Source organism: Acinetobacter sp. V2 (assembly GCF_001188385.1).
Taxonomy (GTDB): Bacteria; Pseudomonadota; Gammaproteobacteria; order Pseudomonadales; family Moraxellaceae; genus Acinetobacter; species Acinetobacter oleivorans.
Genome location: NZ_JZFB01000004.1, coordinates 252,357 through 264,250 on the forward strand (window position 1 = coordinate 252,357; position 11,894 = coordinate 264,250).

General features: G+C 40.0%; 12 protein-coding genes. 6 read left to right on the forward strand and 6 right to left on the reverse strand.

Going from position 1 to position 11,894, the window contains the following annotated elements; genetic code table 11:
* A partial coding sequence (locus UC75_RS14145; protein WP_228137387.1) for an electron transfer flavoprotein-ubiquinone oxidoreductase occupies nucleotides 1-1,617 on the forward strand: 1,617 nt, incomplete at its 5' end.
* Nucleotides 1,618-1,661: 44 nt separating this feature from the next.
* Here the strand turns inward: UC75_RS14145 and UC75_RS19295 are convergent.
* Complete coding sequence (locus tag UC75_RS19295) at nucleotides 1,662-2,042, reverse strand: hypothetical protein (RefSeq protein ID WP_049837960.1); 381 nt, start codon at nucleotides 2,040-2,042, stop codon at nucleotides 1,662-1,664.
* A 132-nt stretch (nucleotides 2,043-2,174) separates the two neighbouring features.
* A complete protein-coding gene (gene tusA / locus UC75_RS14155) occupies nucleotides 2,175-2,432 on the reverse strand; it encodes a sulfurtransferase TusA (RefSeq protein ID WP_002053527.1) in 258 nt (85 codons plus the stop codon).
* 185 nt (nucleotides 2,433-2,617) lie between these two features.
* Between tusA and UC75_RS14160 the strand changes: the two genes are divergently transcribed.
* Complete coding sequence (locus UC75_RS14160; protein WP_004794939.1) at nucleotides 2,618-3,457, forward strand: HlyC/CorC family transporter; 840 nt, start codon at nucleotides 2,618-2,620, stop codon at nucleotides 3,455-3,457.
* On the forward strand, nucleotides 3,454-5,013 hold the full coding sequence (gene lnt / locus UC75_RS14165; protein WP_049837961.1) for an apolipoprotein N-acyltransferase: 1,560 nt from the start codon (nucleotides 3,454-3,456) through the stop codon (nucleotides 5,011-5,013). Before UC75_RS14160 ends, lnt begins: the two co-directional genes overlap by 4 nt.
* Nucleotide 5,014: 1 nt before the next feature.
* Here the strand turns inward: lnt and UC75_RS14170 are convergent, their stop codons facing one another.
* Nucleotides 5,015-5,353 carry a tRNA-binding protein gene (locus UC75_RS14170; protein WP_005301940.1) on the reverse strand — a complete coding sequence of 113 codons (339 nt, stop codon included), beginning with the start codon at nucleotides 5,351-5,353 and terminating at the stop codon, nucleotides 5,015-5,017.
* 243 nt (nucleotides 5,354-5,596) lie between these two features.
* Between UC75_RS14170 and UC75_RS14175 the strand changes: the two genes are divergently transcribed.
* Nucleotides 5,597-5,857, forward strand: coding sequence for a DUF2798 domain-containing protein (locus UC75_RS14175; protein ID WP_049837962.1), 261 nt, complete (start codon nucleotides 5,597-5,599; stop codon nucleotides 5,855-5,857).
* 63 nt (nucleotides 5,858-5,920) lie between these two features.
* On the opposite strand, the gene UC75_RS14180 is transcribed toward UC75_RS14175, so the two are convergent.
* The 3 genes from UC75_RS14180 to gspF form a co-directional block, all read right to left on the reverse strand.
* A complete protein-coding gene (locus tag UC75_RS14180) occupies nucleotides 5,921-6,265 on the reverse strand; it encodes a hypothetical protein (RefSeq protein ID WP_049837963.1) in 345 nt (114 codons plus the stop codon).
* A gap of 269 nt (nucleotides 6,266-6,534) precedes the next feature.
* Nucleotides 6,535-7,119 carry a type II secretion system major pseudopilin GspG gene (gspG, locus tag UC75_RS14185; protein WP_049837964.1) on the reverse strand — a complete coding sequence of 195 codons (585 nt, stop codon included), beginning with the start codon at nucleotides 7,117-7,119 and terminating at the stop codon, nucleotides 6,535-6,537.
* Nucleotides 7,120-7,142: 23 nt separating this feature from the next.
* Nucleotides 7,143-8,348, reverse strand: coding sequence for a type II secretion system inner membrane protein GspF (gene gspF / locus UC75_RS14190; RefSeq protein WP_005301929.1), 1,206 nt, complete (start codon nucleotides 8,346-8,348; stop codon nucleotides 7,143-7,145).
* Nucleotides 8,349-8,496: 148 nt separating this feature from the next.
* Here gspF and UC75_RS14195 point away from each other — a divergent pair, with 148 nt between their 5' ends.
* Both UC75_RS14195 and UC75_RS21815 read left to right on the forward strand, forming a co-directional pair.
* On the forward strand, nucleotides 8,497-10,725 hold the full coding sequence (locus tag UC75_RS14195; RefSeq protein ID WP_049837965.1) for a primosomal protein N': 2,229 nt from the start codon (nucleotides 8,497-8,499) through the stop codon (nucleotides 10,723-10,725).
* A gap of 76 nt (nucleotides 10,726-10,801) precedes the next feature.
* On the forward strand, nucleotides 10,802-11,894 hold a 1,093-nt coding region (locus UC75_RS21815; RefSeq protein WP_228137388.1), incomplete at its 3' end, for a monovalent cation:proton antiporter-2 (CPA2) family protein.

Consider the following 11,894-nt stretch of genomic DNA (forward strand, 5'->3'; position numbering starts at 1 on the left):
GCGATTGAAAAAAACTTACCTGATCTTTCTGTTTGTGTAGTTGAAAAAGGCTCTGAAGTAGGTGCGCATATCTTGTCTGGTGCTGTGCTTGAGCCACGTGCCATCAATGAACTTTTCCCGAACTGGAAAGAAGAAGGCGCGCCTCTTAACGTACCTGTAACTGAAGACAAGACATTCTTCTTACTTTCAGAAACCACTTCTAAAGAAGCACCTCACTGGATGGTTCCTAAAACCATGCACAATGATGGTAACTATGTTATCTCGTTAGGTAACGTTGTTCGTTGGTTAGGTCAAAAAGCTGAAGAACTAGAAGTTTCTATCTTCCCTGGTTTTGCTGCATCTGAAGTGCTTTACCATGAAGACGGTACGGTAAAAGGTATTCAAACTGGTGACATGGGTATTGGTAAAGATGGCGAACCAACGCATAACTTTACTCCAGGCTATGAACTTCACGCTAAATACACCCTCTTTGCTGAAGGTTGCCGTGGTCACTTAGGCAAACGCCTCATTGCGAAATACAACCTTGATAAAGATGCTGATCCACAGCACTACGGTATCGGGATTAAAGAGCTTTGGGAAATTGACCCAGCAAAACATAAACCGGGCTTAGTGATGCACGGTGCTGGTTGGCCATTGGCTGAAACTGGTTCTTCTGGTGGTTGGTGGTTATACCACGCTGAAAACAACCAAGTGACTTTGGGTATGATCGTGGACTTGTCTTATGAAAATCCACACATGTATCCATTCATGGAAATGCAGCGCTGGAAAACTCACCCACTGATTAAACAGTATTTAGAAGGTGGTAAGCGTATTTCTTACGGCGCACGTGCTGTAGTGAAAGGCGGTTTCAACTCATTGCCTAAATTGACTTTCCCAGGCGGTTGCTTAATTGGTGATGACGCAGGTTTCTTAAACTTTGCAAAAATCAAAGGCTCACACACTGCCATGAAATCAGGCATGTTATGTGGTGAAGCTGTATTTGAAGCGATTGCTGCTGGTGTTGAAAAAGGCGGTGACCTTGCGATTGCGCGCGTTACTGAAGGCGAAGATTTATTCACTAAAGAATTAACTTCATACACTGACAAATTCAACAACAGCTGGTTAAAAGAAGAGCTTTATAACTCTCGTAACTTTGGCCCAGCAATGCATAAATTTGGTCAATGGATTGGTGGTGCATTTAACTTTATCGACCAAAACGTCTTTAAAGTGCCATTCACTTTACATGACTTGAAGCAAGACTTTGCTGTATTGAAAACTGTCGATGCAACGAGCTTTAAGCCAAACTATCCAAAACCGGATGGCAAGCTTACATTTGACCGTTTATCTTCTGTGTTTATCTCAAACACTGTACATGAAGAAAATCAGCCAGCTCACTTGAAGCTTACTGATCCATCAATTCCAGTGAACGTAAACTTACCGAAATGGGATGAGCCTGCACAGCGCTACTGCCCTGCTGGTGTTTACGAAATCATGGAAGATAATGATGGCTCTAAACGCTTCCAGATTAACGCAGCAAACTGTGTTCACTGTAAGACCTGTGACATTAAAGACCCATCTCAAAACATCACATGGGTAACGCCAGAAGGCGGTGGTGGTCCTAACTATCCAAATATGTAACAAAAAAAGCCCCGATTATTCGGGGCTTTTTTATTGGAATCTGCTTATTGAAAAGGCGGTATTTTTGCTACGTTTAAATTGAGGTTCTTTTTATAGAAAATAAATGAGCCTAATAAAAACAGACCAAGAAAACCAAAGTTTCGCGCTAAATCGAAATACCAAACTGATTTCCCAAACAATAAATCAAGAATTAACATGAACCCCATGAATCTTGTATGCAAAATCAGACTCATCTTTATTTTTGGTTCGGGAGCAAAATATGTATTTCTATAACCCATCAGAATTGAGCCAAAAATAATAACAGTAACTAAAATAATGGTGGCAAGAGTTTCAGATAACCAAGGGGTTTCTAGATTTAATAAACCAGCAATACAGAAAAACCAAAGACAAATAAATAAGCTTCGTTTCACAAAATAATCATTCATTTTTATACGTCATTTATATACTTAATTTTATAAATTATATAACGATTCTTATTTGTAAAAAATTATCATTTCAAATTAAATTTGAATTATTAATGGCTTCTAATCGTCGTTATTAGAAGCCTTATTATTGTATTACCCTTTCTTCACCAAATAATGAAATTCTTTATGACCATTTTCATCTAAGCGTTCTTCTTGCAAAAGTAACTCATGGCCTAAATGCATACAAAATTTAGGAATATCCCATGAGGTCGAATTATCTGTTGCGAACACTTCAACCACATCGCCAGATTTAGATTTGCGGATGGCTTGATGCAACATCATGACAGGTTCCGGACAACGTAAACCACGCGTATTGAGTTGTACAGTAGGTGAAATGGGTTGCTCTGACATAACAAACTCGAACAAATAGAATTTTCACATTTTAGCATAAACAAATTACTGCGCTGTTAACTGTAACTGGCTTTTACATAACAATATACGTTTTGTCTTTTAGCTTGTTTTATAGATGCATAAGCATGTTTTCTTCGGTATGATTCAAAGTATTCATTTGATAGATTGAGTCTTTAGGAAAGATCATGCAAGAGGAACCAAGTCCGTCGTGGGGAATGCGCGGCTTACGAAAATGGTTAGGCACAGCACCAGAAACCCGTGATGAATTATTAAAATTAGTCCAAAATTCACGTCGCTTTTTAGAACCAGATACTGTTGCCATGCTTGAAGGTGTTCTTGACCTTCCAGCTACAAAAATTCGTGAAGTCATGACACCACGAACAGCAATGATCAGTTTGCAAGAAGATGATCAGTTACTTGATATTCTTGATGTATTGGTCGAGTCTGCTCACTCACGCTTTCCAGTCTTCTCTTCTGATCAGCCTGATAATGTTGTCGGGATTTTGCTCGCAAAAGATTTACTGCCGTTTCTAACCGAACCGAATACCAAAGTCGATATTCGAGTTCTTATGCGCCAACCTTTATTTGTTCCAGAAAGTGCGCGTTCCGATCAAGTTCTACGCATGTTGAAACACACTCAGACTCACATTGCTATTGTGATTGATGAATATGGTTCAACGGCTGGTCTTGTTACGCTCGAAGATATTCTTGAAGAAATCGTTGGCGAGATTGAAGACGAACATGACACTGCTGATGAAGATGCTCAGTACATTGTTCCTGACAATGACCATACGGTAGCAAATGCATGGATGGTGCAAGCACTTACACCAATCGAACATTTCAATACTGTTTTAGATGCTGATTTTTCTGACGATGAAGTAGAAACTGTCGGCGGTTTATTGCTTCAAGAGATTGGTCTAGTAAGTGATTTACAAGGTCAAACTGTTGAGCTTGGAAATTGGTTATTTACAATCGTTGAAGCAGATGCCCGCACTATTCATCTGATTCGAGCTGTACGTCAATGAGAGCATACTTTGAAAAGCTGTTAGATTCTTCGCAACAACAAAAACAGCTTCCTTTAATTTTTCCTTTACTCATTGCTTTATTTTCAGGTGCCGTATTCAGTTTTTCACTGGCACCTTATTATTGGTGGTGGTTGGCAATTTTATCTCCAGCCCTACTCTATGCATCACTGCATAAACGTTCGGCCAAACAAGCATTTGCTATTGGCTGGAGCTATGGCTTCGGCTTATGGTTTGTAGGTGCTTTTTGGCTCTACACTTCTATCCATGTATATGGCGACACTAATGCTGTTCTAAGCGTGGGTATGATTGCTGTTATGGCCCTTGTGATGGGTTTATTTACCGCACTTCAGACTTGGGTTTACCGACGTTTCTTCCCTGAAACACCTCTGACTTTTGCACCGCTCTGGATTGTTTTCGAGTGGGCAAAAACTTGGGTATTTACAGGTTTCCCATGGCTGTTTGTAGGTTACGCTTTTACTGAACGTTTACTCGATGGTTACGCACCTCTATTCGGTATTTACGCGATTTCCTTCGTTGTCATTGTATTAGCATGTGCTTTAGTTGAAGTTCTGCGTAAGCGTATTTTCTGGGTTATCCCATCTGCCCTATTGGTTTTAGGTGCATGGGGAGCATCATATATACAGTTTGTAAAACCTAAAGCTGCTAAACCACTTAGCGTTTCACTCATTCAAGGTAACATTCCACAAGATTTAAAATGGCTGACTGAATATCAAGTTAGAACATTAGAAATTTATGCAGGTTTGACTCAATCTGAATGGGGTCGTGACTTAATTGTATGGCCTGAATCATCAATTCCACTCTTCCAAACTGACATTGAACCGTTTTTGGATGCAATGGATGCACAAGCTAAAAAGAACCAAACTGCATGGGTAACTGGAATTCCTTACTGGGATGTTACCAAATCTCATGAAGTCGGTAGCCCGCTGTATTACAACAGTATTATGGCTTCTGGCAGTGATTCAAGCGGTCTCTATAAAAAGCAGCGTCTTGTGCCGTTTGGTGAATATATTCCACTATCAGGTTTACTCTCATGGGTATTACCAGCCATGCAAAATGATATTAGCATGAGCGGTTTTTCACGTGGCGAGAGTAACCAGAAACCTCTCTTAATTAAAGGACATGCGCTTGCTGCTGCGATTTGTTATGAAGTGGCTTATCCAAACCTTACCCGACGCAATGCAGAAGACAGCGACTTTTTAGTGACTGTATCTAATGATGCTTGGTTTACGGGTACTGCTGGGCCTTGGCAACATTTACAGATGGTGCAGATGCGTGCTAAAGAAAATGGTCGCTGGTTTATTCGTGCAACCAACACTGGTGTAACAGCTTTTATTGATCAAAATGGTCATATCACTGAACAAGCACCGCTCGATAAAGAGTTTGTCTTGAGAGGTGATTTACCTGCCATGCAAGGTCAAACTCTTTATAACCGTTTAGGCGATTATCCAGTGTTAGGATTTGCAGTATTACTGCTGATTTTAGGTTGGATCTATCGTCCACGTAAAGTTGACGTTTCTTTTAAATCACGTCGCTAAATTATAATAGCTTTGTACCCAGAGGAACTTCAAACTCTGGGATACAAAGTGCGACATCCCCATCTGCGTTATGAAACCCTGTCACCAAACATTCTGACTGAATAGGCCCTATTTGTTTTTTAGGGAAATTCACCACAGCAACAACTAACTTACCAATCAAATCTTGTGGTTGATAAAGTTTAGTAATCTGAGCACTCGATTTACGTATACCCAGTTCTTCACCAAAATCTACATGTAAAATATAGGCAGGTTTACGCGCTTTTTCAAAAACCTCAGCTTGAATAATTTTACCAACACGAAGCTCTACTTTTAAAAAATCATTCCACTCGATTTGTTCCATTTGCTTTTTCTCATGTTCTTAAATATCTGATTTGAAGCATATAATATGTACAAATAAAGAAACACCCTCTTTTTATTTCCAGTTTTCAAAATTCATGCTAAATTAAATCTGCTCATCAAAAAGCCGTAAACGTTTACGTCAATCAACGTGCCAACATACCTCCAATAATGCTTGGAGCTATTTGTTCAAAATATTTTTATATTTTTGAATGGCACTGGCGTTTGTTGGTTTACGGAGTCAAAAATGCAAAACTCAAAATCTTTGTCTAGTTTTAAAAAACTTCCAAATCGCTATACATCTATCGTTTTACCCTTTCTTCTATCCATCATTATGACTTTTGTAGTGTCCATGGTCAGCACTTTACGAAGTTTAGGACTAGAAGAATTTTCCATTTATGTCTGGATGTCTGCATGGGCAATTTCTTGGTTAATTGCTTTTCCAACGCTACTTTTAGTCTTACCTGTTGTTCGTAAAATCACAGCAATATTGGTACAACCTGCTTAACTAAAAAATAAAACGTAGATGTTGAGTCTACGTTTTATTTAAAAATCTGGTTTTAAAATATCATTAAAAAGCAATAGATAGTTCCAAAGATAAATAAGCAACTAGGCTTGATAAAAAGACCATGGGTAAATAGCGATAAGCTTTAAACAGTAATTGCTCATATTTAGTAGATATTTGTTTAGCTTCCCAGACACTCGCTTTTAATGCAGTAAAGAAGCTCACCATCAACCATGCACTCACAATACTTAATGCAAAGAAGCCAATCATAATTTGGCTACTTCCCTCTGTACTCAGCCATAGCTTTAATGAAACTTCAGCAAGCGGCAACAAACCCAAAATCAATAGGACAGACTTGAGCATTACCCAATGAAACTGAGTCAGTTCATCTAATATGAGAAATGCTTTCATTTAATCTCTCCTTTTTAATTGAATAAAGTGCTTTTTATTTATTATGCAAAGCTTTCATTTAAATATATAGCTTATTTTTCTCTACATTTTAACTTTCTTGTAACTATTAAATATGGGAATAATTCTTATTATAAATCTCAAATATCATGATTAATTTTAATTTATATTTTTCAAATATTTATTATATTTTCCTGATTGAGAGAGATTATCAATTCGAATTTGTCAGTTTATCTTTTTAACTGAATTGATAATCTCTATTATATTTTCAATTAAGGCTGATAATAAATATCCGCATCATTACCCTCACCACCATCTTTGCCATCTGCTCCAAATGAATACAAATCAAAAGCGCGACCATCTGCCCCAGGAATGACATATTGAATATCGTTTTTCCAGCTATCTTTAGGATAACCACCTTTTACATAGCCACCCGGCATCCAGTTTTTCGCTGTTGCTGGTTGATTAACTAAAGCATCTAGCCCGCCTTCTTGCATGGTTGGGAAATGTCCGTTATCAAGCTTGTACTGATCTAAAGCACCAGCCACACCTTTTAAGGTAATTTGAGTGGTATCAATTTTAGCTTTTTCACTACGCCCCATGACATTTGGTACGATTAACGCTGCTAACACGCCTAAAATTACAATCACGACCATGACTTCAATGAGGGTAAAGCCTGAGACACGTTTCATTCGAGCACCGCTCGAACGTGCCGCAAGTCCGAAAGTTACGGTTGAGGAGCAAACATTTGATGCAGAGCTATGCTCGGAATGGCACGTTGGCTCAAACTGATTTGAAACCGTAGATTCACTATGTTGTTCCATCGCTGTTTCGCTTTGAATATTTTTTACTTTCATCATTATCTCTAATATCAAAGTTATTAAATCATATTGTTCATATTTACGATTGGCAGCATAACCGCGATTACAATAACCAGTACAATGCTTGCCATTAGAACCAGCATAAGTGGTTCAAGTAATGCCAGTAAGGTTGAAATAAATGTTGTAACCTCACGGTCTTGCATGGTCGATGCACGTTCTAACATGCGGTCCAGTTCGCCTGATGCCTCACCACTTCGAATCATTTGTACCATCATTGGTGGGAAATAACCACTGCGCTCAAGCTGTGTACCCAAGTTACCACCTTCAGTAACACGCTCAGCTGCATGGGCAATTGAATCGCGTATGACCCAATTACTGGTCACTGCTGCACCAATCTTTAAGGCATCGACCAAAGGTACGCCTGAACGAGTCAAAATAGATAAAGTACTGGCAAATCGTGCAGAATTAATACCACGTGACAGTTTACCGAATAATGGCAATTTGAGTGTTAATCGATCAAAAGCATAATGCCCAGCAGTCGTTTTTAAAAATCGTACGAATGCGACAATTCCCACAACTGCAAAAATAATAATAAACACCCAAGCATGACGGATAAAATCACTGGCTTTCATTAAAGCAACTGTAATCCACGGCAAGGCATCTTTACTTTGGTCAAACGTTTTTACAATCTCTGGCACAACATAAGTCATTAAGCCCATCACAATACCAAAAGACATCAGCATTAAAATGATTGGGTAAATCATGGCGCCCTGAACTTTCTTTTGCATGGCAAAACGGTTTTCGGTGTAATCTGAAAGCTGATCTAAAATCAGATCTAAATGTCCGGAACGCTCACCTGCTGCGACTGTTGCAATATAGAGGTCAGGAAACCGTCCAGATTGCTGCATCCCTTGCGCGAGTGAATGCCCTTCTAAAACGCGAGAACGGACAGATAATAAAAGGTTTTGCACATGCGGTTTTTCACTTTGCCTGCTCACCGCACGTAAAGCTTCTTCTAGAGGAATGGCCGCTGCAACCAAAACAGAAAGTTGTCTGGTCATGAGTGCCAAATCATAAGCACTGAACTTTTTCTGGAATAACCCCTGACTCTGATGTTTATCTTTTTGTTCAACAGGGTCAACACTAATTGGTGTCCATGCTTTATCGCGTAATTGTTGGCGAATCTGGCGTGCTGAATCTCCTTCAAGCACTCCTTTTTGCTGCTTCCCTGAAGCATCAATGGCAGTAAATTGATATGCAGGCATGGTAATGTTCTAATTTTCCAAAAATAATAGTCGCTGCTGTTGCATCTATGCTACGCAATCATTCATATTCGTTCTATAGCCTGTGTAGAATACCCAAGTCCTCTTCACGACGCTATGCCGTTTTTTAAAATTGACGAAATGAGCCTCTATGACCATAACGCCAAAGCCTGATTCAGTTGTTTATCGTGTGCGTGTAGCCGTACCTGTGCATCTGTACGATACTTTTGACTATACACTCACCCAAGCACAATATGAACGGGCTCACGTAGGCTCACGCGTCGCTATTTCATTTGGGCGCCAAAACCTAGTTGGCATCATTACAGAAAAAGTAGACCCAAATGAACCATTTACAGGCAAATTTCAGCTTAAAGCCATTTCTGAACTTTTAGATGAAGAACCAATTTTAGATGAACAAGTTTTAAGTTTATTGACATGGTCCGCGCAATATTACCAATTTCCAATTGGTGAGGTCATGCAAACCGCCCTACCCGCATTATTGCGTCAGGGCAAACCAATGGATGTTTTGTTCCATCTTTGGAAAATCACTCCCTGTGACAATGTTGAAGCCCTGCTAAAGCGTTCTGTTAAGCAACAAGATGCATATCAAATTTTAAAATTACACCCTGCCGGAACTACAGAAAACATTCTCAATTTAAGTGGTGTAGAAACAGCAACGCTTAAGGCACTTCAAAAGAAAGGATTGGTTGACTGTACGCTCGAACCACACGACTTTAGCCCAACACCTGTTCAATTGGCACAAATGCCACTCACGCTCAATGAAGACCAAAAGAAAGCAACCCAGCATGTCGTAAATGCACAACATCAATACCAAGCCTTTTTATTAGATGGCTTAACAGGAAGTGGTAAAACTGAAGTTTATCTGCACATCATGCACGAGGTGCTAAAGCAAGGTAAACAAGTACTGGTGTTAGTACCTGAAATTGGCTTAACCCCTCAAACGATTTCTCGCTTTAAATCTCGTTTTAACTGCGACATTGCTTTATTGCACTCTGGTTTAAATGACTCCAAACGCTTACAAGCATGGCAACAGGCACAGACCGGAAAAGCGTCTATTATTTTAGGGACTCGTTCGGCCATCTATACGCCACTGCCACGTTTGGGCCTCATCATTTTAGATGAAGAACATGACCTGTCTTATAAACAGCAAGAAGGCTTCCGTTATCATGCGCGTGATGTCGCACTGTACCGCGGTCACTTACAAAGCTGCCCTGTTCTTTTAGGGTCGGCAACACCAAGTATTGATAGTTATTATTTGGTCGAAACTGGCAAATTAACTGCGCTGCAACTCAACAAACGTGCTGGACATGCACTTTTGCCTAAAATGCATTTGATAGACCTTAAAATTGTCAAAAAGCAGCATGGAATTAGCCAGCCCCTTATTGAACAAATCAAACATACATTAGCTAGAAAAGAACAGGTTTTAATCTTTTTAAACCGTCGTGGTTATGCACCTGTACTGGTTTGTGAAAGCTGTGGATGGCAAGCAAATTGCCCGCATTGCGATGCGCATTTTACGTTGCACACTCAGCCTTATTCTTATTTACACTGCCATCACTGCGGAACCATTCATCGCTTACCCGATCATTGCCCTGAATGTCAGCAAAAAAGCTTAAAAACTTTAGGTGCAGGAACCGCTAAGGTTGAAGAGCACTTACAAGAACTATTTCCAGACTATGATGTGATTCGGGTTGACCGTGACAGTACCAGTCGTGTCGGTAGTTGGCAAAAAATTTATGACCGTATTCATCAAAACAAACCAACAATTTTGCTCGGTACTCAAATGTTGGCAAAGGGTCACCATTTTCCACATGTCACATTAGTTGCCATTTTAGATATTGATGCAGGTTTACTCAGTGTAGACATCCGTGCGCCAGAACGTACAGCGCAACTGATTGTGCAAGTCGCTGGTCGTGCAGGCCGTGGAGAACATAAAGGTCATGTTTATTTACAAACCTTAAGACCTGATCATCCGTTACTCACCACACTCATCGAAAAAGATTATCGCGCGGTTGCCAAACAAACGCTGGCTGAACGTAAAGTAGCTTTGCTGCCACCTTATCGCTATGCAGTACTGATACGTGCAGAATCCAAGGATCGTGACTATACCTTACAATTTTTAAATGAAGCTGCCGAGCAACTTCGTCAAGTGGCTGGTGAGATTGTTGATATTTGGGGACCTATTCCAGCGCCGATGGAACGTAAAGCGGGACGCTACCGTGCCCACATGGTAATTTTATCTGCTGACCGTGCTCGCCTACATTTTTACTTAAGACAATGGTGGTCTCAATTGGTTCATGCTCCAAGACAGCATCAACTCAGGCTATCAATTGATGTCGATCCGCAAGAATTTAATTAGATGATTTGAATATCATGGTGTGAAGAAGTCTTTTTGGCTTTACACTTAAAAGAGACTAATACATTCGAGGCAATGAATGTCATTCCTACTGCAAGCAACAATCTTTCTTGGAGCTTCTCTGATTTTAGTCCCTCTTGGCAAACGCCTAGGGATAGCAACAGTTTTAGGTTATTTATTTACAGGAATACTTCTAGGTCCTAGTGTTTTAAATATTGCACATGACCCTGAAGCAATTATGGAACTGGCCGAATTCGGTGTCATTTTATTGATGTTCCTGATTGGTTTAGAACTAAGACCACAGCGGTTGTGGGAAATGCGTGACTCTATTTTTGTAATGGGAAGTCTGCAAGTCCTCATTAGCGGTGGCGTACTTATGCTGATCATACTATTACTGTTTCAACAGCAGCTTTCTGTCAGCTTTGTCATTGGTTTTGCCCTTGCGCTATCTTCCACCGCTTTTGTATTACAGCTTCTGACTGAAAAGCAGCAACTTAACACGACTTATGGCCAGCAGTCTTTTTCAATTTTGCTCTTTCAAGATATAGCGGCTATTCCTTTACTTGCCATCATTCCATTATTGGCAGGAACAGAATCAACCCATCACGGGATCGCTTATTTTGCAGCTATTATTGCAACCTTTACGGGTCTGTTTCTGTTTAGTCGCTATGTGATGCGTCCATTCTTCCGTTTTGTTGCAAAAAGTGGCGCGACTGAACTTATTACAGCAGTAGGATTATTTATTATCCTTGCAGTTGTCTTGCTTATGGATACCTTAGGAATTAGCACCACATTAGGCGCATTCCTCACAGGCGTATTATTAGCAGATTCAGAATTTCGTCACGAAGTTGAAGCGAGTATTGCACCGTTCAAAGGTTTACTACTTGGCTTATTCTTTATGACCGTGGGTATGACCACTCAACTGTCACTACTCATTGAAATGCCTTTACTTATTATTGGTGGAGCAGTCGGCTTATTGCTCATCAAAACACTGATATTGACTGCCATTGCCCGCTATAAAAAATACAGCTGGAACAATAGTTTGCTTTTGGGTACTTGCTTGGCACAAGGCGGAGAATTTGCTTTTGTAATTTTGAGTCTTGCAAAAAGTGAGAAGATTTTAACTCAAGCTCTATTAGAGCCAGTGACCCTTATTGTGACGTTGTCGATGG

Excerpts from the sequence above, each read along its gene's own strand:
- gspF (WP_005301929.1), bottom strand. The coding sequence starts at position 8,348 with ATGCCTGCATATCAATTTACTGCCATTGATGCTTCAGGGAAGCAGCAA.
- gspG (WP_049837964.1), bottom strand. The coding sequence starts at position 7,119 with ATGAAAGTAAAAAATATTCAAAGCGAAACAGCGATGGAACAACATAGT.
- UC75_RS14160 (WP_004794939.1), top strand. The coding sequence starts at position 2,618 with ATGCAAGAGGAACCAAGTCCGTCGTGGGGAATGCGCGGCTTACGAAAA.
- UC75_RS14175 (WP_049837962.1), top strand. The coding sequence starts at position 5,597 with ATGCAAAACTCAAAATCTTTGTCTAGTTTTAAAAAACTTCCAAATCGC.
- UC75_RS14195 (WP_049837965.1), top strand. The coding sequence starts at position 8,497 with ATGACCATAACGCCAAAGCCTGATTCAGTTGTTTATCGTGTGCGTGTA.
- lnt (WP_049837961.1), top strand. The coding sequence starts at position 3,454 with ATGAGAGCATACTTTGAAAAGCTGTTAGATTCTTCGCAACAACAAAAA.
- UC75_RS14170 (WP_005301940.1), bottom strand. The coding sequence starts at position 5,353 with ATGGAACAAATCGAGTGGAATGATTTTTTAAAAGTAGAGCTTCGTGTT.
- UC75_RS14180 (WP_049837963.1), bottom strand. The coding sequence starts at position 6,265 with ATGAAAGCATTTCTCATATTAGATGAACTGACTCAGTTTCATTGGGTA.
- UC75_RS19295 (WP_049837960.1), bottom strand. The coding sequence starts at position 2,042 with ATGAATGATTATTTTGTGAAACGAAGCTTATTTATTTGTCTTTGGTTT.
- tusA (WP_002053527.1), bottom strand. The coding sequence starts at position 2,432 with ATGTCAGAGCAACCCATTTCACCTACTGTACAACTCAATACGCGTGGT.